The sequence below is a fragment of the Nonomuraea recticatena genome, from assembly GCF_039533245.1.
Taxonomy (GTDB): Bacteria; Actinomycetota; Actinomycetes; order Streptosporangiales; family Streptosporangiaceae; genus Nonomuraea; species Nonomuraea roseola.
Genome location: NZ_BAAATE010000001.1, coordinates 570976 through 592345 on the forward strand (window position 1 = coordinate 570976; position 21370 = coordinate 592345).

Consider the following 21370-nt stretch of genomic DNA (forward strand, 5'->3'; position numbering starts at 1 on the left):
AGAGAGGTACGGCACCGGCGTGCCGTACCTCTCTTCTGTCGTGCGGAACTCTCAGACGCAGGCCGTGCGGACCACGTCGGCGAGCTGACCTGCGACCCTGCTGGCCTGCTCCTCCGACGAGGCCTCGACCATCACCCTGATCATCGGCTCGGTGCCGCTGGGCCTGATGAGCACGCGGCCCGTCTCGCCCAGCTCCGCCTCGGCCGCGGCGACGGCCTCGGACAGCTGCGGAGCCGCCGCCTTGCCCCTGTCGACGTCCTTGACGTTGATCAGGATCTGCGGCAGCGCCGTCATCACCGAGGCGAGATCGCGCAGCGACCTGCCCGTCCTCGCCACCACTGACAGCAGGTGCAGCGAGGTCAGCAGGCCGTCGCCCGTGGTCGCGTGGTCGAGCAGGATCACGTGACCCGACTGCTCGCCACCCAGGTTGTAGCCCTCGGCCTTCATCGCCTCCAGCACGTAGCGGTCGCCGACCGCGGTCTGGATGACGTTGATGCCGGCCTCACGCATGGCCAGCTTGAAGCCCAGGTTCGACATCACGGTCGCGACCACGGTGTCGCGGGTCAGGCGACCTTCGGCGTGCATGGCCAGCGCCAGGATGGCCATGATCTGGTCGCCGTCGATCACCGCGCCCTTGTGGTCGACCGCGAGGCAGCGGTCGGCGTCGCCGTCGTAGGCGATGCCGAGGTCGGCGCCGCGCGAGATGACGACCTGCTGCAGCTTGTCCAGGTGGGTGGAGCCGCAGCCCGCGTTGATGTTGAGCCCGTCGGGACGCGCGCCGATGGCCTCGACCTGCGCGCCCGCGCGCAGCAGCGCCTCGGGCGCCACCACGCTGGCCGCGCCGTTGGCGCAGTCGACGACGATGTTGAGCCCGTCGAGCCTGCCGTCGACGGTGTCGAGCAGGTGCGAGATGTAGCGGTCGGCCTCGCCGTACGCCTCGCGCACCCGGCCGACCCCCGAACCGACGGGACGCTCCCACCGCTCGCCGAGCCTGCGCTCGATCTCGTCCTCGACCGTGTCGGACAGCTTGAAGCCGCCGCGGGCCAGGAACTTGATGCCGTTGTCGGGCGCGGGGTTGTGGGAGGCCGACAGCATGACGCCGAGATCGGCGCCGAGCGCGGCCGTGAGATGGGCGACGGCGGGGGTGGGCAGCACGCCGAGGCGCAGCACATCCACCCCGGACGACGCGAGGCCGGCGACCACCGCGGCCTCCAGGAATTCACCTGAAGCGCGGGGGTCCCGGCCAACGACCGCCACAGGCCTCTTGTGGCCTGTGGCGGTGAAAGCGCCTGCATCGCCGAGGACATGAGCCGCCGCGACCGAAAGGTCCATGGCGAGCTCGGCCGTGAGGTCGCGACCAGCGACCCCACGTACCCCGTCGGTGCCGAAAAGGCGCCCCAATTTAGCGCTTGCTGTACTGCGGAGCCTTGCGGGCCTTCTTGAGGCCGTACTTCTTCCGCTCCGTGGCGCGGGCGTCACGGGTGAGGAAGCCGGCCTTCTTCAGCGGCGGACGGTTGTTCTCGACATCGAGAACGGCCAGCGCGCGGGACAGGCCCATGCGCAGGGCACCGGCCTGGCCGGTGACGCCGCCGCCGTCGATGCGGGCGATGACGTCGAAGGCCTCCTCGGCACCGAGCACCACGAAGGGCTCGTTGACGATCTGCTGGTGGACCTTGTTCGGGAAGTAGGTGTCAAGCGAACGACCGTTGATCGTCCACTTGCCGGTGCCGGGGACGATGCGCACGCGGGCGATCGCCTCCTTGCGGCGGCCGGTGCCGTACGAGTTGCCCGTGGTGATGGGCTTGCGCACGGGAGCGTCAGCGCTGGCAGCGGACTCGGTGGTGTACTCGGACGGGAACTCCTCAGGGGAGAAGTCCTCCTGCTCGGCCTCGATCACGGCCGTCTCGACACCGGTGGGCTCAGCCACGGTTCTCCTCTAAATCTTTCGCGAACTACTACTGGGCGATCTGGGTGATCTCGAACGGCACGGGCTGCTGGGCCGAGTGCGGGTGCTCGGACCCGGCGTAGACCTTCAGCTTCTTGGCCATCTTCCGGCCAAGAGCGTTCTTGGGGAGCATGCCCTTGACGGCCTTCTCGACGGCGCGGTCGGGCCGCTTCTCCATCAGCTCGCCGTAGGTCACGGAACGCAGACCGCCCGGGTAGCCCGAGTGGCGGTAGGCCTTCTTCTGCTCGAGCTTGTTGCCGCTCAGCGCAATCTTGTCGGCATTGATGACGATGACGAAGTCACCGGTGTCGACGTGGTTTGCGAAGATCGGCTTGTGCTTACCGCGGAGCAGGGTCGCGACGTGGCTGGCCAGCCGGCCCAGCACCACGTCGGTAGCGTCGATGACGTACCACTGACGCTGGACGTCGGCGGGCTTCGGTGTGTACGTGCGCACGGTCGTAGCCTTCTTTAATAGCGTCTTCGGCGCTGTCGGATGCGACAGCTCTATGGTCGGTCGGTGCGGGCGCACGACAGCCCGGACCTTCCGTCTCCAGCAGATGGGAGATGACGCCGGACGCGCCGCGCATCGGTCACTGACGGACCGACTCGCATACAACGAACGCTTAGGTTACCGCTACTCCATGACATGGGTCAAAACGAGCGGGGGCCACCTCGGCACAGTCTACCCGCGGCACGGTTCTGTTTCGGTTCGCGGCATCCCCTTCTCCAGGAATATCTGACGTCCCTATCGTTGACTGCGGTATGTGGCAGTCCCCTCACACCCGGCACACCCAGCCCAGTTCCCGGCGCCGGAACCTCCTGGGGCTGCTGGGCTGCCTGCTTGCCGTCCTGTTCGCGGGCGTGCTCATCGGCAGGCTCTCGGTCAGCCCCCTCGACGCGTCCGACCAGATCTACCTGAACAACACCGCGCCGCCGTCGGCGAGCACGCCGGTCGCCTCTCCCACGCCCTCCGCCTCCCCCTCGGCCAAGCGGCCCCGCGCCCACGTCGAGAGCCGCGCGCGCCGCACCGCCAAGCCGCCGGCCAAGCCCTCCACGACGGCCTCGAAGCTGACAGAGGTCCCAGGAGAGCTTCCAGGCGATCCCACCCAGGTGCTCGGTTCACCGCTGATCGAGGTCTCCTCCTCGATGGCCACGCAGGTCGTCACGCTCACCAACGCCGCCCGCGCCCGCAAGGGCTGCCGTCCGCTGCGGGTCGACAGGCGGCTGACCAGCTCGGCGCGCGCCCACTCCCTGGAGATGGCCCAGTCGGGCGTCTTCTCCCACGACTCCCCCGACGGCGCCTCCCCATGGAACCGCATGGAGCGCGCCGGATACCGCGACGGCGCCGCCGAGAACATCGGCCGCGGCTACGTCAGCGCCAGAGAGGCGGTGAGCGGCTGGATGGCCAGCCCCGAGCACCGCCGCAACCTCCTGCACTGCGGCTACCGCGCGATCGGGGTCGGCGTCGTGGCGGGCCCAGGAGGCCCCTGGTGGACACAGGACTTCGGCTTCTCGTGACCTCGCCCACGGTCAAGCCCGGCTAATCTCGGCGCATGGGTTCCGCCAAGAAGACCGAAGAAACCCCCTCCCAGCCGCGCAGGGCGATGTGGAGCCCCTATGACGAGGGCCCCCGCTCAAGGACGCCGCTGTGGTTCGCCCTCGGTGGCCTCGCCGTCCTCGCGGCGCTGGTGGCCGGTCTCGTGATGATGTGGAACACGAAGGGCCCCGATCCCACGGCCGACCCCGCGCAGCGCGCGAGCACGCCCCCGGTGGCGGCGCCCGTCGTGCCCGCCGACAAGTACGGCTACGCCTCCGCCCGCGAGACCGACCCGCAGTCGCTCACGCAGAAGGAGCTCTTCCCGAAGAAGAAGTTCACGGCCGCGGGGCGCTCGTACGAGATCACCATCCTCAAGACGGACAAGAAGTGCGCCGACGCGGCCGAGGGCGACAAGCTCGACAAGGCGCTCAAGTCCGGTAAGTGCACGCAGCTCGTGCGGGCCACCTTCAAGGACAAGACCGGCAAGGTCGTCGGCACGGTCGGCGTCGCCAACCTCGTCGACAGCAAGGCCGCGGGCAAGGTGGCCGCCTCCGTGCGCACCAAGGGTGAGAGCAAGCTCTTCGTGAAGCCGCTGGCCGGCACCGACACCGTCACCAAGTTCATCGGCGCAGGCGAGGCCAGCGTCCACGTGGCCACCCACGGCCACTACGCGGTCATGCTGTACGTCCAGTTCAAGGACGGCCACAAGCCCACCAAGAAGGACGCCAAGCTGCTCTCGCAGGCCAGTGCCGACGTGACCCAGGCGACCGTCTATCGCGCGCTCGACTCACGTTCGCTCAGCGGCCGCAGGGCGAGCTGAAACCGGTCAGTCGCCATCTAAGGCCGACAAAGCACCCCGCAGATCAGGGCGAGAACGCCCATACGGGCATGCCGATCTCCTGACTATGGTTAGGCTCCCCCTATGCGTGGCCAGGAATCTGGGTCTGAGCACGAGCGCGAGACGGACGGCTCGGCCGCACCGGCGACGCCACCGCCGAGTTTCGGCAGGCCGGCGGTGCGGACCGAGCCGAACGTCTCCCCGCCCTACCCCGGGGGCTCCCACCACCCGTCGCACGGCGACGCGCTGGCCGAGCCCCCTTTCGCCGACCCCGGCGCGGCGGGCGCGAGGCCGCCCATCCCCGTCTACCAGGGGCCGCCGCCCGACCTTCCCTCACCGGAGCCCATCCCCGACTTCGCTCCGCCGGGAGCCGACCCTTCGCAGGGGGGCGGGTTCCCCCCGAGCGGAGACGACGCCACGGCCGAGCACGCGCGGCAGGGGCTGCCGCTGACCGCCAGGCCGCTGCCGGCCTTCCCTGGGGTGCCTGCCGAGTCGTGGTCGAAGTCCGCGCAGCCGTGGGAGCACGGCACGGACGACGCCCGGCCGTACGACTGGTTCGCCGATCCCGAGCCCGACGCCGACCCGTCGTGGCCCGACCCCCAGCAGCCCGTCTCCCGGCAGCCCGCGTCCCAGCAGGCCGCGCCCCAGCAGCCCTCGTCGCAACAGCCCTCGTCGCAACAGCCTTCGTCGCAACAGCCTTCGTCGCAACAGCCCGCTTCGCCGCAGCCCGCCCAGCAGGCGCCGCATCAGCCGAACGGGCAGTGGGGCGGCCCCGCCGAGGGCCCGCGGGACGACTCGCCATGGGCCCCCTCACCCGCGGCGTGGCAGCAGGGCGTCGAGCCGGTCGTGCCGGGCGCGCCGCCCTGGCAGCCCCCTCCGGGCTTCACCGCCGCCGCCGCGGGGATGAAGGTCTGGCCCTCGCCCTCCGACGACGGCCCCGCCATCCCGCCGTGGCCCGCCGCCACCGGTGAGCCCATCGACGACGCCACCGGCGACGACGAGCCGCTCGACCCGTCCATGACGGTCCCCTTCGCGCACAGCGCCGAGCCTGGCGACATCCCCGTGTGGCCTCCGCTGCCCCCGGGAGAGGAGCCCGACGACCGCATCCCCGACCTGCCGTTCGACAGCTCGACATGGGGACGGCCCAAGGACAGCGACACCCCCGCCGACGTCCTCGACGACGTTCCGGCTCCGCCCGTCACCGGCGAGGAGAACGCCTTCCCTTCAGACGCGAAGGACCCCGACCCGCGGCCCGAGGCCGAAGGCCCCGCCCGCTTCCACGGAGCCATCCCGCTGCCCCCCGGCGAGGCCGCTCCGCCCCCGCCCGACGGCGCGTTCGCCCCGCAGGCCGCCCCCGCGCCCGGCGCTCAACCTTCGGCGCCCGTCAGCCCCGGGCAGGAGCCGCCCGCGCAGGGATCACCCGCTCAGGGCGCGCTCGCAGGGCCGCCGTCCGGGCCGCAGCAGGGGCCGCCCATGGGTGGCGGCCCATCGGGGCCGGCAGGCTCGCCAGGCACGCCCGTGGCCGAACTGCCGACGCCGCCGCACGGCGCGCCGATGGCGCCCTTCGACCCCTTCTCACCGATGCCCCCCGGCGGTCTCCTCCCGCAGCCCGAGCCCCCCGCCAAGGCGGGCAACGGCAAGAAGGCCCTGTTCGCCACCCTCGGCGTGCTGATCGTGGCGGGGGTGGCCACCGGCGGCTTCTTCGCCTACAGGTCGATGAGCGCCGACAGGCCCGCCGACGCGAGCGTGGGCCCCACCGCCCAGCCGTCCGTGTCGGCCGCCCCCGGTGACGCCGCGGGGAGCAGCTCGCTGCTCGACTCCGAGGGCAGCGACCCGGAGAAGATGTCGGTCAACGAGGCCTTCCCCGACAAGAAGATCGAGGTGGGCGGGCGCGTCTACACGCGCGTCAAGGTCGACATGGCCGACGACTGCAAGGCGGCGGCCACCGGGCCCTTCGCCACCGCGCTGCAGGACAAGAAGTGCAGCCGCGTGCTGAGAGCCACCTACGTCGACGGCAAGAAGCGCTACGCGGTCACCACGGGCATCGCCGTCCTGCCGACCAAGGAGGCGGCGGCGGAGGCCGACCAGGCGAAGGACCTCGGCAAGAACCTCTGGTTCCGTCCGCTGCCGGGCTCGGCCTCCAGCGGCGCCGACCGCGTGCACATCGCGGGCGGCTACGCGGCGGGGCTGCTGTGGGGGCGCTACATCGTCTTCAGCTACGCCACCTACGCCGACGGGCACACGCCGACCGCCAAGGAGAAGGGGCTGGACACCGTCAGCGGCGCCTTCCGCGACCACACCTCACTGGTGCTGGAGCGCAGGATCACTGAGTGAGCGTGCGGACCCGTCGCGTCGCGGCCGCCCTGGCGGCCAGCTCCGCGGGCGGCGGGTAGCCGACCTCCTCCAGGCACAGGCCGTGCGCGGGCGCCACGTGCACCCCCGAGTCCCGTACGGCTCCCGCCAGCACCCGCGCGGGCCACTCGCGTGGCCGCCTGCCGTCGCCCACGGCCAGCAGGCACCCCACCAGCGCCCTGACCATCGAGTGGCAGAACGCGTCGGCCACCACGGTCGCCTCGAGGACGCCTTCGGCCGTCCGCACCCAGTCGAGCCGCTGCAGCTCCCTGATCGTGGTGGCGCCCTCGCGCTTCTTGCAGAAGGCGGCGAAGTCGTGCTCGCCGAGCAGGTGCGCGGCTCCGGCGATCATCGCGTCGAGGTCGAGGGGGCGCAGGTGCCACACGATCTCCCCGCGCCGCAGCGGATCGACGCCGCCGGGCGCGTCCTGCACGCGGTAGACGTAGCGCCTCGAGAGCGCGGAGAAGCGGGCGTCGAAGCCCTCAGGAGCCACGCTGACGCGATGGACCCGCACATCCGGCGGCAGGACGCCCGCCAACCTCCGCAGGAGCGCAGGGAGCCGCTCATCGACGCTCGCGGGTTGCGGGTCGCGGACCAGCTCGTCGAACGACGCCTCGGGCAGGTCGACGTGGGCGACCTGCCCTCGCGCGTGGACGCCCGCGTCCGTCCTGCCGGCCACGGTGAGCGAGACCGCGTCACCGAGCCGCAGGATCGTGCCCAGCGCGTCCTCCAACTCGCCCTGCACCGTGCGCCGCCCCGGCTGGCGCGCCCATCCTGAGAAGTCCGCGCCGTCGTAGCCGAGGTCGAGGCGGAGCCGTACCACGATCACCCTCCTGGAAACGGGGAAGGCCCGGCACCCCGAGGGGTGCCGGGCCCATGGGCCTGAAGGATCAGGCCTCGTCCTTCTTCGCCTCGGCGGGGGCCTCGGTGGCCTCCGCCTTCTCGGCGGACTCCTCGGTCTCGGCCTCGGCGGGAGCCTCGGTCGTCTCCTCGACGACCTCGTCCTTGGCCTCGGCGGGAGCGGCGGCGGCGGCCGGAGCCGTGCGCGCGACGCTGACCTGGTTCAGAGCCTCGGTCACCAGCTCGATGACCGCCATGGGCGCGTTGTCGCCCTTACGGTTGCCGATCTTGGTGATGCGGGTGTAGCCACCGGGACGCTCGGCGAAGGTCACCGCGATCTCGGTGAAGAGGTGGTGGACGACGCCCTTGTCCTTGACGACGGTCAGCACCTGGCGACGGTTGTGGATGTCGCCCTTCTTGGCCTTGGTGATCAGGCGCTCCGCCAGCGGGCGGACGCGCTTGGCCTTGGTCACGGTGGTGGTGATGCGGCCGTGGCGGAACAGGTCCGTGGCGAGGTTCGCCAGGATCAGCCGCTCGTGAGCCGGGCTGCCGCCAAGACGTGCACCCTTGGTGGGCTTGGGCATTGCGTTCTCCTTGAGAGTGAACCCGCCCCGGCCGTGTCAGGTACCGGAGTCGGGCCGCCAGGCCCCCGTGAGGAGGCCCGCGATGATCTTCTAGTACTGCTCGGTCTCGACGTACGCGCTGTCGTCGTCGTCGTAGCCGCCGCCGGCCACCGCGCTCGGGTCGAACCCGGGCGGGGAGTCCTTGAGCGCCAGCGACATCTCGTGCAGCTTCTGCTTGACCTCTTCGATCGACTTGGCGCCGAAATTCCTTATATCGAGCAGGTCCTGCTCGCTGCGGGCCACGAGCTCACCCACGGTGTGGATGCCCTCGCGCTTGAGGCAGTTGTAGGAACGGACCGTGAGGTTGAGCTCCTCGATCGGCAGCGCCAGGTCGGCGGCCAGGGCCGCGTCCGTCGGCGACGGGCCGATGTCGATGCCCTCGGCCTCGACGTTGAGCTCGCGGGCCAGGCCGAACAGCTCGACGAGGGTCTTGCCCGCCGAGGCCACCGCGTCGCGGGGCTTCATGGCGGCCTTGGTCTCGACGTCGAGGATCAGCCTGTCGAAGTCGGTGCGCTGCTCGACACGGGTCGCCTCGACCTTGTAGGTGACCTTGAGCACCGGCGAGTAGATCGAGTCGATCGGGATGCGGCCGATCTCCTGGCCAGGCTGCTTGTTCTGCGCGGCGGAGACGTAGCCGCGACCGCGCTCGACGGTCAGCTCCATCTCCAGCTTCGCCTTGCCGTTCAGCGTGGCGATGCGCAGCTCGGGGTTGTGCACCTCGACACCGGCAGGCGGCGCGATGTCAGCGGCGGTGACCTCACCCGGGCCCTGCTTGCGCAGGTACATCACGACCGGCTCGTCGTGCTCGGAGGAGACGACCAGCTCCTTGAGGTTCAGGATGATGTCGGTGACGTCTTCCTTCACACCGGGAACGGTCGAGAACTCGTGCAGCACGCCCTCGATGCGGATGCTCGTCACGGCCGCGCCGGGAATGGACGACAGCAGCGTGCGACGCAGCGAGTTGCCGATGGTGTAGCCGAAGCCCGGCTCCAGCGGCTCGATGATGAACTTGGACCGGGTCTCGTCGATCGACTCTTCGAGAAGAGTCGGACGCTGAGCGATCAGCATTTCTTCGGGTCTCCCCTTGTCGTGCGGCGCCCGCTATATGACGCCACTCCGATATACAGCCTAAATGGGGTACGGCATGCCGTACCCCATATGTGCCCTCTCGGGGCCAGGAAACCCTGGCCTTCGAGGCAGCTCCCCGGACCTGAACGGCCGGGGCAGGTCTCGCGAGGCCCGGCGAACCGGGCGCTCGCAGCGAGCTCCTACTTGGAGTAGAGCTCGACGATCAGCTGCTCCTGGACCTGGGTGTCGATCTGCTGGCGAACCGGCAGCTGGTGAACCAGGACGCGGAGCTTCTCCGGCACGACGCCCAGCCAGGCCGGGACCGTCTTGTCGCCCGCGGTCGCCTTGGCCACCTCGTAGGGCAGCAGGTTGGCGGCCTTCTCGCGGACCTCGACGATGTCGTGCTCGCGCACGCGGTACGACGGGATGTCGACCTTCTTGCCGTTCACCAGGATGTGTCCGTGACGGACCTGCTGGCGAGCGGCGTCGCGCGACTGGGCGAAACCGGCGCGGTAGACCACGTTGTCGAGACGGCTCTCCAGGATCTGGAGAAGGTTCTCGCCGGTCTTGCCGCCCTTCTTGTTGGCTTCCTCGTAGTAGTTGCGGAACTGCTTCTCGAGGACGCCGTAGATGCGGCGGGTCTTCTGCTTCTCACGAAGCTGGAGCTGGTACTCAGACTCCTTGGGACGACCGCGACCGTGCTCACCCGGGGGGTAAGGACGGATTTCGATGGGGCACTTCGCGGACTCACACTTGCTGCCCTTGAGGAAGAGCTTGGTCTTCTCGCGACGGCAGAGCTTGCAGTCCGCACCCGTGTAACGAGCCATTTCTCAATATCTCCTGGGTGTCAGACGCGGCGGCGCTTCGGCGGACGGCAGCCGTTGTGCGGAACCGGGGTCACGTCCTGGATGGAGCCGACCTCGAGGCCCGTCGCCTGCAGCGAACGGATCGCGGTCTCACGGCCGGAGCCGGGGCCCTTCACGAAGACGTCGACCTTGCGCATGCCGTGCTCCATGGCGCGGCGGGCGGCGTTCTCCGCAGCCATCTGCGCGGCGAACGGGGTGGACTTACGGGAGCCCTTGAAACCCACGTGGCCCGCGCTGGCCCAGGAGATCACGTTCCCGTTCGGGTCGGTGATCGAAACGATCGTGTTGTTGAACGTGCTCTTGATGTGGGCGTGCCCGTGAGCGACGTTCTTCTTTTCCTTGCGGCGCACCTTCTTGGGCGCACCCTGGCGGCTCTTAGGAGGCATTCTTTGCCTTCACTCCTGAGTTCATCGGTCCCGCGGCTGCGAGGACTACTTCTTACCGGGCTTCTTCTTGCCGGCGACGGTCTTCTTCTTGCCCTTACGGGTACGCGCGTTGGTCTGGGTGCGCTGGCCGTGGACGGGAAGACCCTTCCGGTGCCTGATGCCCTGGTAGCAACCGATTTCGATCTTGCGGCGGATGTCGGCCTGAACCTCGCGGCGCAGGTCACCCTCGATCTTGTAGTTCGCCTCGATGTAGTCACGCATCGGGACGAGCTCAGCGTCGCTCAGCTGGTGAACGCGAAGGTCACCGCTGACGCCGGTGGCCTGGAGGATCTCCAGAGCGCGGGTGCGGCCGATTCCGTAAATGTAGGTGAGAGCGATCTCCAGCCGCTTTTCGCGGGGGAGGTCGACGCCAACCAGGCGAGCCATGGTCGGGCATTCTCCTTCACTGTGGCGGAGGTCTTGCGCCTCACTCCCCTCCCCATGCCCGGGGTGAGGGCCTCGGCCTCCGACCGAGGGTGTCCCGCCCGAAGGCGGGTGTGAAACGCGATTACTGATTCAGGCTTGTCATGCGTCGAGCCCGCACCATCGAGGGGCGGACTCGGAAAAGCCTTCGCGACCTAGCCCTGACGCTGCTTGTGGCGCAGGTTGTCGCAGATCACCATGACACGACCGTGCCGGCGGATCACCTTGCACTTGTCGCAGATCTTCTTAACGCTCGGCTTAACCTTCATAGTCCTTCGTGATTCCTCAGACGTTTTACTTGTATCGGTAGACGATCCGCCCACGACTGAGGTCGTAAGGGCTCAGTTCCACGACTACCCGGTCGTCCGGCAGGATTCGGATGTAGTGCATCCGCATCCGTCCGCTGATGTGGGCCAGGACCTTATGGCCGTTGTCGAGTTGCACCCTGAACATCGCGTTCGGGAGCGACTCAACCACAGTGCCCTCGATCTCGATGGCGCCGTCTTTCTTGGCCATGTCCCTCGCGTTTCACTGATCGGTCGTCTGAGGTTTCGGTTCACTAAGCAGCCGCGGCCATCCGCATCGAATGAGAGCGGCGGTCTGCAGGACCGCCAACACAGGATGGCCATAGTGAGCCGACTAAGGAGTGTACGACACCCGGGCACAAAATGCGAAACGCATGCCAGGTGTCCTGACACAACCATGCTCCAGGCTACCTCAGGTCCGACACTGCGTACGCCGCCCGGTAGACCGCGTGCACGATGAGGTTGTCGGTGTACGACCTGTGAATCCGGTCAAAGGCCCCGCCACAGGTCACCAGCACCAGCTTGCGCTCGCGTGTCGCCCCGTAGACCTCGTCGGCGGGAAAGCGCGACTTGGGAGTGCGCTCAAGCCGCTCGACGGAGAACACCGCCACAGTACCGTCCGCCCTGACCGCGGCGACCGTCTCGCCCGCGCGCAGCTCCGACAGCCTCGCGAAGACCGCGGGCCCCGTCGTGGTGTCGAGGTGGCCCACGATGACCGCCGAGCCTTTCTCGCCCGGCGTGGGGCCGCCGCCGTACCAGCCGGCGATGTTGGCGTGGTCGAGCGGAGGCACGGCGAGCCGCCCGTCGTCGGCCACTCCCAGCACCACGAGCGGAGCCTTGACCCCGAGCCGCGGGATGAGGACGTGCGTCGGCTCGGCCCTCCTCGGCTCCCCCGCCAGCGGTGTGGGCCAGGGGTCGCGCGCCGTGGACGCGCTCGGCACCGGCGCCCGCGCCACGGGGCGCGGCGACGCCTCGACGGGCATGCAGCCCGCCGAGGCCAGCAGCGTGAGCGCGACGATGACGTGTCCACCCGGCCCCATCGGCCGCCGACACGCGGGGCCGGGTGGACACGTGTTCATGGGGCGCCGTCTCGTCCAGGACGACGCCTTCTCCTGACGAGGGCCGCGGCGGTGCCCGCCACCGCCATGAGGACGGCGAGCGCGCCCGCCAGCCACGGCGCGCGAGACGAGGACGCGCCGGCCGACTCCGCGCCCATGGCGAGTCCTCCGCCGCCGGTGTCGGGTCCGGAGGTCGGGTGCCGGGAGGCGCGCTGGACCACCCGGAAGTAGCCCGTCGCGTCCTCGTTCGCGCAGCGCACCGCCACCGCGTACTGGCTCGGGTACACGCCGCTGGGCAGCGTGGTCGTGCCGAGCATCCGGCCGTTCCTGAGCGAGAGGGGCACGCTGTATCCGGGGAAGGCCCTGGACACCGCCGTCACGTTGGCCGACTTCGCGCAGGCGTTGGTGGTGATCGTCACCTGACTGCCGGGCTGGGCCGGGTTCGGCGTCATGGTGACGTACTCCTCGTCCTTGCCCGCCTGGTCCTGCGGAGGAGAGCCGGCTGTCAGCGCTCCGGTCGCCACCGCCGTAAGCGTGACCCGCGCCAGCAGACCGGAGTACCGCCCCAGGCCCATCGTCCCCCCAATGCGACGGTTTCCCTCGTCAAAGATCACCTACCCGGCCCGATTGCCGCCAACTACCACCAGCGGTAAAGACTGCGTCTATTGCCTGTCGTACCAGGACAGAGGAACAGCGAAGGCCCGCCGGTGACCAGGTCACCGGCGGGCCTTCTACGTTCAGAGCCCCCCTGAAACGCCCCAGGGGTTTAGTAGATGCGGAACTTCTTGCCGCAGTTGTCGAACTTGGAGGAGCCCCAGCAGGTGTAGGTGTAGATCTTCTTGATCCCCTTGCCGTTCCACGAGCCGCTGTGCTTGCCGTCCCAGCCCTGGCTGAACTTGTTCCAGTGGCCGCCCTTGTAGTACTCGAACCAGACGTAGCCGCGCTTGCCGCCGAACTTGTCCACGCCGTGCCACTGCGTGTAGACCTTGCCGTGCGATTTGAAGGTCTTGCCGAAGGTGTAGGCCTTGCCGTCGCTGGAGAAGTACTTGCCCCATCCGCCGGTCGAGGCGCTCGCCTCGACGGTGGCGGCCTGTGCGGCGGGGGCGACGGCCAGGCCGGTGGCGACCGAGCCCGCGAGGGCGGCTGCTACGAGAAACTTGCGCATTTCTTCCTCCTGTGAGCGATGTACGACTCACGTTAGGGAGATCGCGCCAGGCCTTCCGCGCACAAATCCACACAGTGCACTACTGCACAGATGGCCCTATTTCTTGCCCCCGAAGATGGTGCTCACCAGCAACAGCGCGCCCCACGGCCCCGCCACCCACATCGGCCAGAAGTAGCCGCCGAAGTCGGTCAGCAGCCAGATCACCGACGTCACCGCGACGGCGGAGGCCCACGCCCCCCATGCGCCCTTCATCCCCGGGTGCAGGCCCGCGGGGGCGGGGCTCGGGGCGGGCATCCGAGCGGGCTGGGCGCGCAGGTCGACCTCGGGCAGGTCGGCCGTCACCCTGGCCAGTTCGCCGTAGGTCTTGCTCGCGTAGACCTGTTCCAGCCGTTCGTTGAACTCGTCGACCGTGATGCGTCCCTGCGCCGTGTGCTCGCGGAGGATGGCGGCCACCCGGTCGCGGTCGACGTCCGATGCACGCATTTCGGGGCTCTGCGCCATCCCCATCACTCCCGCCGTCAGTTCAGCTGCGACAGGCGCTCTTCGCCCCCATCGAGGGCGGTTAGCACCCAAGGTCCATTATGTGTCACGGCGACGCTGTGCTCGAAGTGCGCGGAGGCCTTACCGTCGATCGTCACGACGGTCCAGTCGTCGTCCAGCACGCGCGTGCGCTGCGTGCCGAGGTTGACCATGGGCTCGATCGCGAGGCACATGCCCGCCTCCAGCACGGGGCCGCGGCCGGGCTTGCCGTGGTTGGCGACCCAGGGGTCCATGTGCATCTCGGTGCCGATGCCGTGCCCGCCGTACTCCTGGGGGATGCCGTAGCGCCCCTGCGAGCGGACGTACTTCTCGACCTCGTAGCCGATGTCGGACAGGTGGCGCCCGACGGTCAGCGCGGCGATGCCGCGCCACATCGACTCCTCCGTCACCCTCATCAGCTCGGTGAGCGCCGGCGAGACCTCACCCACAGGGACGGTCACCGCCGAGTCCCCGTGCCACCCCTCGAGGATCGCCCCGCAGTCGATGGAGATGATGTCGCCCTCGCGCAGCTTGCGCTCGTTGGAGGGGATGCCGTGCACGACCTCGTGGTTGACCGAGGCGCAGATGGTCGCGGGGAAGCCCTGGTAGCCCTTGAAGGAGGGGATCGCCCCCTCGCTCCTGATCGCCTTCTCCGCGATCGCGTCGAGGTCGAGCGGCGTCATGCCCGGCTCGACCGAGCGCCTCAGCAGTTCCAGCGTGCGCCCGACCACCAGACCGGCCGCGCGCATCTTCTCCAGCTGCTCGGGCGACTTGATCTGGATTCCATGCCTGTTCTTCTTGAACAAGTTCGACACCCCCCAGGGTGGTTCAACGGGCGAACACCGGAGCCCAATTCCCCCATAGAGGGGCTGATCACGCAACAACGCCGACCCCGATCATCGGGGTCGGCGTCGTCGCTTCGTGCTAACCGGCGTACGGGCGGATTTCCTTCATCGCACGCTGGGTGACTTCTTCGACAGGCCCTGTCGCGTCGACCCCGACCAGGATGTCCTCGTTGGCGTAGAAGCGGATCAGCGGCGCGGTCTGCTGCTGGTAGACCTCCAGGCGGTGCCTGACGGTGTCTTCCTTGTCGTCGTCCCGCTGGAAGAGCATGCCGCCGCAGGCGTCGCAGACGTCGTCCTTCTTGTCGTCGAACTCGACGTGCCAGATGCGGCCGCACTGGCTGCAGGTGCGCCGCCCGGCCAGACGCCGGACGACCTCCTCGTCGTCGACCACGAGCTCCAGGACCAGGTCGAGCTTCTGGTCCCACTCCTTGAGCATGTCGCGAAGGATCTCGGCCTGAGGGACGTTACGGGGGAACCCGTCGAGCAGGAAACCGTCCTGCGCGTCGTCCTCCGACAGGCGGTCGCGGACCATGGCGATGGTCACCTCGTCGGGCACGAGGTCGCCGCGGTCCATATATGTCTTGGCGAGCTTGCCGAGCTCCGTGCCGCCCGAGACGTTGGCACGGAAGATGTCACCTGTCGAGATCTTCGGGATGGACAGGTTCGATGCGATGAACTGGGCCTGTGTCCCCTTACCCGCTCCGGGGGGCCCGACCAGAACGAGACGCACTACCGCAGGAAACCTTCGTAGTTACGCTGCTGAAGCTGGCTCTCGATCTGCTTCACCGTGTCAAGGCCGACACCAACCATGATCAGGATGCTCGTCCCTCCGAACGGGAAGTTCTGGCTTGCCCCCGCGACCGCCAGCGCGATGATCGGCACCATCGAGATGAGGCCGAGGTAGAGCGCGCCGGGAGCGGTGAGACGGGTCAGAACGAAGTTCAGGTACTCGGCCGTGGGCCGACCCGGACGGATGCCCGGGATGAACCCACCGTACTTCTTCATGTTGTCGGCGACTTCAGCGGGGTTGAAGGTAATCGACACGTAGAAGTAGGTGAAGAACACGATGAGCAGGAAGAACGTGATCATGTAGACGGGTGTGTCGCCCGTGACCAGGTTCTGGGAGATCCACTCGACCACCGGGTTGATGTTCTCCGCGGTCGCGTTGGCGAACAGGGAGACCAGCAGCTGTGGGAGATAGAGCAGCGAGGAGGCGAAGATGACCGGGATGATGCCGGCCTGGTTCACCTTCAGCGGGATGTAGGTCGAGGTGCCGCCGTACATGCGCCTGCCGACCATCCGCTTGGCGTACTGCACGGGGATGCGGCGCTGGGCCTGCTCGACGAAGACCACCGCGGCGATCATGAAGATGCCGACGACCATGACGATCGCGAAGGTGAACGGGTTCACGCGGTAGATGTTCAGCAGCTCCGACGGGAAGACCGCGACGACCTGCGTGAAGATGAGGATCGACATGCCGTTGCCGACGCCGCGGTCGGTGACGAGCTCTCCCAGCCACATGATGACCGAGGTGCCTGCCGTCATGATGACGACCATCGTCACGATGCTGAAGATGTTGTCGGGGTCGAGCAGCACCTGCTGGTTGCACTCAGGGAACAGCTGTCCCGAGCGCGCCAGCGCGATGAAGGCGGTCGACTGGAGGACGGCGAGACCGATCGTCAGATAACGCGTGTACTGCGTGATCTTCGTCTGGCCTGCCTGCCCCTCCTTCTTCAGGGCCTCGAGGCGTGGAATGACGACGACGAGCAGTTGGAGAATGATGCTCGCCGTGATGTAGGGCATGATGCCCAGGGCGAAAACCGACAACTTGAGCAGAGCGCCGCCGCTGAACAGCTGCACCATGCCGTAGAGGTTGCCGGAACTGCCGGCCTGGGCCTGGGTGAGACAGGCGCGAATGTTCTCGGTGTGAACACCCGGAGTCGGAAGAACCGAGCCGAGGCGGAACAGCGCGATGATGCCCAGTGTGAAGAGCAACTTCTTGCGCAGGTCCGGCGTCCGGAACGCCCGGGTAAACGCGGTCAGCACGGTCCCTCCAGCACGCCATGATGGCGGTATGGGTCTGCGATGGTGCGGGGATCAGCCATCTGAAGTCTCAAGGTCAGGCGAGCAGGACAGAACCCTGCCGTCTCGCGAACTCTAACGCACTACAGGCACGGGGGCCCATTATCAGAACCCCCGTGCCGAGTAATGCCACTTACAGCTCGGTAACGGACCCACCGGCAGCAGCGATCTTCTCCTTGGCGGAACCCGAGAAGGCGTGAGCCTGCACGTTCACCGCGACGGAGATCTCGCCAGTGCCGAGGACCTTCACCGGCTGGTTCTTGCGAACAGCGCCCTTGGAGATCAGCGTCTCGACGGTGACATCGCCACCCTCGGGGAACAGCTCACCGATCTTGTCCAGGTTGACGACCTGGTAGGTCGTCTTGAACAGCGCGTTGGAGAAGCCCTTGAGCTTCGGCAGACGACGCTGCAGCGGAACCTGGCCACCCTCGAAACCGAGGGGAACCGTGGTCCTGGACCTCGTGCCCTTGGTACCGCGACCGGCCGTCTTGCCCTTGGACGCCTCGCCACGACCCTTGCGGACCTTGGCCTTGTTGGCGCCCTTGGCGGGACGCAGGTCGTGAATCTTCAGCGGAGCCTTGTCAGTCATGACTAGTCGACCTCTTCCACCTCGACGAGGTGCGTCACCACGGAGACCATCCCACGAATCTCGGGACGGTCCTCCTTGACGACGACATCGCCGATTCGCTTCAGGCCAAGCGAACGCAGCGAGTCACGCTGGTTCTGCTTGCCACCGATCTTCGAGCGAACCTGAGTGATCTTCAGGCGTGCCATGACTAGCTCACCGCCTTAGCCGCCGCAGCAGCCTCGGCCAGGCCCTCGGCGCGAGCCTTGAGCATCCTCGCCGGAGCGACGTCCTCGATCGCCAGACCACGACGCGCGGCGATCGCCTCGGGCGTGGAAAGGCCCTTCAGCGCCGCCACCGTGGCGTGCACGATGTTGATGGGGTTGTCCGAGCCGAGCGACTTGGACAGAACGTCGTGGATACCGGCGCACTCCAGAACGGCGCGCACCGGACCACCGGCGATGACACCGGTACCGGCGGAGGCCGGACGCAGGAAGACGACGCCGGCCGCCTCCTCACCCTGCACGGTGTGCGGGATGGTGCCCTGGATGCGGGGGACGCGGAAGAAGTGCTTCTTCGCCTCCTCGACACCCTTGGCGATGGCCGCGGGGACTTCCTTGGCCTTGCCGTAGCCGACGCCGACCAGGCCGTTGCCGTCACCGACGACAACCAGGGCGGTGAAGCTGAAGCGACGACCACCCTTCACGACCTTGGCCACTCGGTTGATCTTCACTACACGCTCGATGTACGAGACGCCCTTGTCAGCGGCGCCACCGCGGCGATCGTCACGACGGTCACGCCGCTCGCCACCGGTGCCGCCACCGCGACGCGGAGCTGCAGCCATCAGTGGTTCCTCTTCTCAGTAGCCATTAGAACTCGAGCCCGCCTTCGCGAGCGCTGTCCGCGAGAGCCGCGATGCGACCCGCGTAGCGGTTACCACCACGGTCGAAGACGACAGCGGTGATCCCGGCTTCCTTGGCCCGCTGAGCGAGGAGCTCGCCGACCTTCTTGGCCTTCTCGGTCTTGTCGCCCTCGGCAGTGCGCAGGCTGGCGTCCATGGTGGAGGCGCTGACCAGCGTGTGGCCGACGGTGTCGTCCACGATCTGCACGAACAGGTGACGGGTCGAGCGGTTGACGACCAGGCGCGGGCGCGCGGCCGTACCGACAACCTTCTTGCGGACGCGGCCGTGACGGCGGGCCCGCGAGACGGTGCGAGCAGCCGTGTGCTTGCTGTACGCAGTCTTGGGAGCCATGCCTACTTACCAGCCTTTCCGACCTTGCGGCGGATAACTTCGCCCTGGTAACGCACACCCTTGCCCTTGTAGGGGTCAGGCTTGCGCAACTTGCGGATGTTGGCGGCGACCTCGCCGACCTTCTGCTTGTCGATGCCGTCCACGTGGAACAGGGTCGGCTTGTCGACGCGGAAGGAGACGCCCTCAGGGGCGTCCACGATCACCGGGTGGCTGAAGCCCAGAGCGAACTCCAGCTGCGTCGGGCCCTTGGCCGCGACGCGGTAACCGACACCGACGATCTCCAGGGTCTTGGAGTACCCCTGGGTGACACCGGCCACCATGTTGGCGATCAGCGTCCGAGAGAGGCCGTGCAGAGCGCGGACCTTCTGCTCGTCGTTGGGCCGGGAGACGGCGATGGTGCCGTCCTCGTCGCGAGCCACCGTGATGGGCTCAGCGACCGTGTGTGAAAGCGTGCCCTTCGGGCCCTTGACCTGGACATCCTGGCCGTCGATCGTGATGTCGACGCCGCTCGGTACAGGGATGGGCAGCCGTCCGATTCGCGACATGCTGTGTTCCTCCCCCCGCTACCAGACGTAGGCGAGGACTTCCCCGCCCACTCCACGCTTGCCAGCCTGCTTGTCGGTCATGAGACCGGCGGACGTCGAGATGATCGCGACACCCAGCCCGCCCAGAACTCGAGGCAGATTGTCCTTCTTCGCGTAAACACGCAGCCCGGGCTTGGAAACCCGGCGCAGCCCCGCGAGCGAACGCTCACGGCTCGGCCCGAACTTGAGCTCCACCACGAGGCTCTTTCCGACCTTGGCGTCTTCGACGGCCCAGGACTGGATATAACCCTCCTGCTGGAGGATCTCGGCGATGTGCGCCTTGATCTTCGAATACGGCATCGCCACGCTCTCGTGGTATGCCGAGTTCGCGTTACGCAGACGTGTCAACATGTCTGCGATCGGGTCGGTCATCGTCATGGCCAACGGCCTTCCTCGCCGCGGTTTCCAGTCGGTGAAGCGGTGCTCTACCGGTGGACCTTCGGCGCGGTCATGGGCGCTTGCAACAGCGCCCGGTTGATAGTTCTTCGTACGGCAGGCAGTGCCGAGGGGCGGTCCGCGAGGAGCCGCCCCTCACAGTACCTACCAGCTCGACTTGGTGATGCCGGGCAGCTCGCCGCGGTGCGCCATCTCACGGAAGCAGATCCGGCACAGGCCGAACTTCCTGTAGACAGCGTGCGCACGCCCGCAACGCGAGCAGCGGGTGTAGGCGCGAACCGCGAACTTCGGCTTGCGCGCCGCCTTCACCTTCAGAGACGTCTTAGCCATGCTCAGGCCTCCTTGAACGGGAAACCGAGAAGCTTCAGCAGCGCCCGGCCCTCATCGTCGTTCTTCGCCGTGGTCACGACCGTGATGTCCATGCCTCGCGGCCGGTCGACCTTGTCCGGGTCGATCTCGTGGAACATGACCTGCTCGGTGAGACCGAAGGTGTAGTTTCCGTTGCCGTCGAACTGCTTGGGCGACAGGCCGCGGAAGTCCCTGATGCGGGGAAGCGCCAGCGAGAGCAGACGGTCGAGGAACTCCCACATGCGGTCGCCGCGCAGCGTGACGTGCGCGCCGATCGGCATGCCCTCACGCAGCTTGAACTGCGCGATGGACTTGCGGGCCCTGACGACCGCCGGCTTCTGGCCGGTGATCGTGGTGAGGTCACGGACAGCGCCCTCGATGAGCTTCGAGTCGCGAGCAGCCTCGCCGACACCCATGTTGACCTTGATCTTGGTCAGGCCGGGCACCAGCATGATGTTCTCGATGCCGAACTCCTCACGAAGCTTCGCGATGATCTCCTCGCGGTACTTCGTCTTGAGGCGCGGCGTCGGACGCTCGGTCTCAGTGGTCGTCGCAGTCATCAGTTGTCCTCACCCGACTCGTCGGCCTTCTTGTCGGCCTTCTTGGCAGGCTTCTCTTCATCCTTGAGCTTCTTGACGTTGCTCACGTGGATGGGAGCCTCCATGGTCTCGACGCCGCCCTGCTTGGCGCCGCGAGGACCGTTGAGGTTCTCCTTCGAGTGCTTCTTGATCATGTTGACGCCCTCGACGATCACGCGGTCCTCGCGCGGGTTCGTCGAGATCACACGACCCTTGGCACCCTTGTCCTTGCCGGCGATGACCTGAACCAGGTCACCCTTCTTCACGTGCAGCTTCGTCATCACAGCACCTCCGGCGCGAGCGAGATGATGCGCATGAACTTCTTGTCACGCAGCTCACGGCCCACCGGGCCGAAGATGCGGGTGCCACGAGGGTCACCGCTGTCCTTGATGATGACGGCGGCGTTCTCGTCGAAGCGGATGTAGGAGCCGTCGGGACGGCGGCGCTCCTTCACCGTACGGACGACGACGGCCTTGACCACGTCGCCCTTCTTCACACCAGTGCTGCCGGGAAGTGCGTCCTTCACGGTGGCGACGATGATGTCGCCGATTCCCGCGTAGCGCCGACCCGAGCCACCGAGAACGCGGATGCAAAGAATCTCCTTGGCACCCGTGTTGTCGGCGACCTTGAGTCGCGACTCCTGCTGGATCACGTCAACTCCTGTTGGTCTCCGCCGGTTCTCATCGCTGAGCCTGGCGGAACTGTGTGTTGTCTTGTTCCCCCGGCCACAACCCACGAAGGGGCCGCACCGCAGG

General features: G+C 67.8%; 31 protein-coding genes. 3 read left to right on the forward strand and 28 right to left on the reverse strand.

Annotated features, from left to right (window positions below; genetic code table 11):
* Window positions 1–51: 51 nt before the first annotated feature.
* The 3 genes from glmM to rplM are packed head-to-tail and all read right to left on the reverse strand — an operon-like array spanning window position 52 to window position 2399.
* Complete coding sequence (gene glmM / locus ABFX50_RS02625) at window positions 52–1401, reverse strand: phosphoglucosamine mutase (protein WP_183650811.1); 1350 nt, start codon at window positions 1399–1401, stop codon at window positions 52–54.
* Window position 1402: 1 nt separating this feature from the next.
* Window positions 1403–1927, reverse strand: coding sequence for a 30S ribosomal protein S9 (gene rpsI, locus ABFX50_RS02630; RefSeq protein WP_346142867.1), 525 nt, complete (start codon window positions 1925–1927; stop codon window positions 1403–1405).
* A 28-nt stretch (window positions 1928–1955) separates the two neighbouring features.
* Complete coding sequence (gene rplM, locus ABFX50_RS02635; protein WP_183650817.1) at window positions 1956–2399, reverse strand: 50S ribosomal protein L13; 444 nt, start codon at window positions 2397–2399, stop codon at window positions 1956–1958.
* A 308-nt stretch (window positions 2400–2707) separates the two neighbouring features.
* Between rplM and ABFX50_RS02640 the strand changes: the two genes are divergently transcribed.
* From ABFX50_RS02640 to ABFX50_RS02650, 3 genes are all read left to right on the forward strand, one after another.
* The gene (locus tag ABFX50_RS02640; protein ID WP_346142870.1) at window positions 2708–3463 is read left to right on the forward strand and encodes a CAP domain-containing protein; all 756 of its coding nucleotides are present in this window, start codon (window positions 2708–2710) and stop codon (window positions 3461–3463) included.
* 35 nt (window positions 3464–3498) lie between these two features.
* A complete protein-coding gene (locus ABFX50_RS02645; protein ID WP_346142871.1) occupies window positions 3499–4302 on the forward strand; it encodes a hypothetical protein in 804 nt (267 codons plus the stop codon).
* Window positions 4303–4404: 102 nt separating this feature from the next.
* Window positions 4405–6654, forward strand: coding sequence for a hypothetical protein (locus ABFX50_RS02650; RefSeq protein ID WP_346142872.1), 2250 nt, complete (start codon window positions 4405–4407; stop codon window positions 6652–6654).
* On the opposite strand, the gene truA is transcribed toward ABFX50_RS02650, so the two are convergent.
* From truA to rplN, 25 genes are all read right to left on the reverse strand, one after another.
* The gene (gene truA, locus ABFX50_RS02655) at window positions 6644–7495 is read right to left on the reverse strand and encodes a tRNA pseudouridine(38-40) synthase TruA (protein ID WP_346142874.1); all 852 of its coding nucleotides are present in this window, start codon (window positions 7493–7495) and stop codon (window positions 6644–6646) included. The two genes, ABFX50_RS02650 and truA, sit on opposite strands and share 11 nt — an antisense overlap.
* A 67-nt stretch (window positions 7496–7562) precedes the next feature.
* Window positions 7563–8096 (reverse strand): 50S ribosomal protein L17, encoded by a 534-nt coding sequence (gene rplQ / locus ABFX50_RS02660; protein WP_346142876.1) that lies wholly within the window; start codon window positions 8094–8096, stop codon window positions 7563–7565.
* Window positions 8097–8186: 90 nt separating this feature from the next.
* The gene (locus ABFX50_RS02665) at window positions 8187–9203 is read right to left on the reverse strand and encodes a DNA-directed RNA polymerase subunit alpha (protein ID WP_183650833.1); all 1017 of its coding nucleotides are present in this window, start codon (window positions 9201–9203) and stop codon (window positions 8187–8189) included.
* A gap of 200 nt (window positions 9204–9403) precedes the next feature.
* Window positions 9404–10030 carry a 30S ribosomal protein S4 gene (rpsD, locus tag ABFX50_RS02670; RefSeq protein ID WP_183650836.1) on the reverse strand — a complete coding sequence of 209 codons (627 nt, stop codon included), beginning with the start codon at window positions 10028–10030 and terminating at the stop codon, window positions 9404–9406.
* A 20-nt stretch (window positions 10031–10050) separates the two neighbouring features.
* The gene (rpsK, locus tag ABFX50_RS02675) at window positions 10051–10455 is read right to left on the reverse strand and encodes a 30S ribosomal protein S11 (protein ID WP_020542285.1); all 405 of its coding nucleotides are present in this window, start codon (window positions 10453–10455) and stop codon (window positions 10051–10053) included.
* A gap of 45 nt (window positions 10456–10500) precedes the next feature.
* Entirely contained in the window at window positions 10501–10881 is a 381-nt protein-coding gene (rpsM, locus tag ABFX50_RS02680) for a 30S ribosomal protein S13 (RefSeq protein WP_183650839.1), read from the reverse strand.
* Window positions 10882–11072: 191 nt separating this feature from the next.
* Window positions 11073–11186, reverse strand: a complete 114-nt coding sequence (gene rpmJ, locus ABFX50_RS02685) for a 50S ribosomal protein L36 (protein ID WP_003956441.1) — start codon at window positions 11184–11186, stop codon at window positions 11073–11075.
* A 25-nt stretch (window positions 11187–11211) separates the two neighbouring features.
* On the reverse strand, window positions 11212–11433 hold the full coding sequence (infA, locus tag ABFX50_RS02690; RefSeq protein WP_012887858.1) for a translation initiation factor IF-1: 222 nt from the start codon (window positions 11431–11433) through the stop codon (window positions 11212–11214).
* A gap of 196 nt (window positions 11434–11629) precedes the next feature.
* Window positions 11630–12262: a class F sortase gene (locus ABFX50_RS02695; RefSeq protein ID WP_346142881.1), complete on the reverse strand. Its 633-nt coding sequence runs from the start codon at window positions 12260–12262 to the stop codon at window positions 11630–11632.
* A gap of 35 nt (window positions 12263–12297) precedes the next feature.
* On the reverse strand, window positions 12298–12855 hold the full coding sequence (locus ABFX50_RS02700) for a hypothetical protein (protein ID WP_346142883.1): 558 nt from the start codon (window positions 12853–12855) through the stop codon (window positions 12298–12300).
* 191 nt (window positions 12856–13046) lie between these two features.
* Window positions 13047–13445 carry a hypothetical protein gene (locus tag ABFX50_RS02705; protein ID WP_183650844.1) on the reverse strand — a complete coding sequence of 133 codons (399 nt, stop codon included), beginning with the start codon at window positions 13443–13445 and terminating at the stop codon, window positions 13047–13049.
* Window positions 13446–13541: 96 nt separating this feature from the next.
* The gene (locus ABFX50_RS02710; protein ID WP_346142885.1) at window positions 13542–13928 is read right to left on the reverse strand and encodes a DUF1707 SHOCT-like domain-containing protein; all 387 of its coding nucleotides are present in this window, start codon (window positions 13926–13928) and stop codon (window positions 13542–13544) included.
* 35 nt (window positions 13929–13963) lie between these two features.
* Window positions 13964–14770, reverse strand: coding sequence for a type I methionyl aminopeptidase (map, locus tag ABFX50_RS02715; RefSeq protein WP_183650848.1), 807 nt, complete (start codon window positions 14768–14770; stop codon window positions 13964–13966).
* A gap of 118 nt (window positions 14771–14888) precedes the next feature.
* Complete coding sequence (locus ABFX50_RS02720) at window positions 14889–15539, reverse strand: adenylate kinase (RefSeq protein ID WP_346142888.1); 651 nt, start codon at window positions 15537–15539, stop codon at window positions 14889–14891.
* Window positions 15539–16855 carry a preprotein translocase subunit SecY gene (secY, locus tag ABFX50_RS02725; RefSeq protein ID WP_346142889.1) on the reverse strand — a complete coding sequence of 439 codons (1317 nt, stop codon included), beginning with the start codon at window positions 16853–16855 and terminating at the stop codon, window positions 15539–15541. Before secY ends, ABFX50_RS02720 begins: the two co-directional genes overlap by 1 nt.
* Window positions 16856–17024: 169 nt before the next feature.
* Window positions 17025–17480, reverse strand: coding sequence for a 50S ribosomal protein L15 (rplO, locus tag ABFX50_RS02730; RefSeq protein WP_183650854.1), 456 nt, complete (start codon window positions 17478–17480; stop codon window positions 17025–17027).
* Between the two features lie 2 nt (window positions 17481–17482).
* Complete coding sequence (rpmD, locus tag ABFX50_RS02735; RefSeq protein WP_080043226.1) at window positions 17483–17665, reverse strand: 50S ribosomal protein L30; 183 nt, start codon at window positions 17663–17665, stop codon at window positions 17483–17485.
* 2 nt (window positions 17666–17667) lie between these two features.
* A complete protein-coding gene (gene rpsE / locus ABFX50_RS02740) occupies window positions 17668–18300 on the reverse strand; it encodes a 30S ribosomal protein S5 (RefSeq protein ID WP_183650857.1) in 633 nt (210 codons plus the stop codon).
* Window positions 18301–18325: 25 nt separating this feature from the next.
* Window positions 18326–18709, reverse strand: coding sequence for a 50S ribosomal protein L18 (gene rplR / locus ABFX50_RS02745; RefSeq protein ID WP_183650860.1), 384 nt, complete (start codon window positions 18707–18709; stop codon window positions 18326–18328).
* A gap of 2 nt (window positions 18710–18711) precedes the next feature.
* Window positions 18712–19254, reverse strand: a complete 543-nt coding sequence (gene rplF / locus ABFX50_RS02750; RefSeq protein WP_183650863.1) for a 50S ribosomal protein L6 — start codon at window positions 19252–19254, stop codon at window positions 18712–18714.
* A gap of 18 nt (window positions 19255–19272) precedes the next feature.
* Entirely contained in the window at window positions 19273–19671 is a 399-nt protein-coding gene (rpsH, locus tag ABFX50_RS02755) for a 30S ribosomal protein S8 (RefSeq protein WP_183650868.1), read from the reverse strand.
* A gap of 162 nt (window positions 19672–19833) precedes the next feature.
* A complete protein-coding gene (locus ABFX50_RS02760) occupies window positions 19834–20019 on the reverse strand; it encodes a type Z 30S ribosomal protein S14 (protein WP_183650871.1) in 186 nt (61 codons plus the stop codon).
* 2 nt (window positions 20020–20021) lie between these two features.
* Window positions 20022–20597 (reverse strand): 50S ribosomal protein L5, encoded by a 576-nt coding sequence (gene rplE / locus ABFX50_RS02765; protein ID WP_183650874.1) that lies wholly within the window; start codon window positions 20595–20597, stop codon window positions 20022–20024.
* A complete protein-coding gene (rplX, locus tag ABFX50_RS02770) occupies window positions 20597–20887 on the reverse strand; it encodes a 50S ribosomal protein L24 (RefSeq protein ID WP_221241980.1) in 291 nt (96 codons plus the stop codon). Before rplX ends, rplE begins: the two co-directional genes overlap by 1 nt.
* Window positions 20888–20895: 8 nt before the next feature.
* Entirely contained in the window at window positions 20896–21267 is a 372-nt protein-coding gene (rplN, locus tag ABFX50_RS02775; protein WP_090769698.1) for a 50S ribosomal protein L14, read from the reverse strand.
* Window positions 21268–21370: the final 103 nt, after the last annotated feature.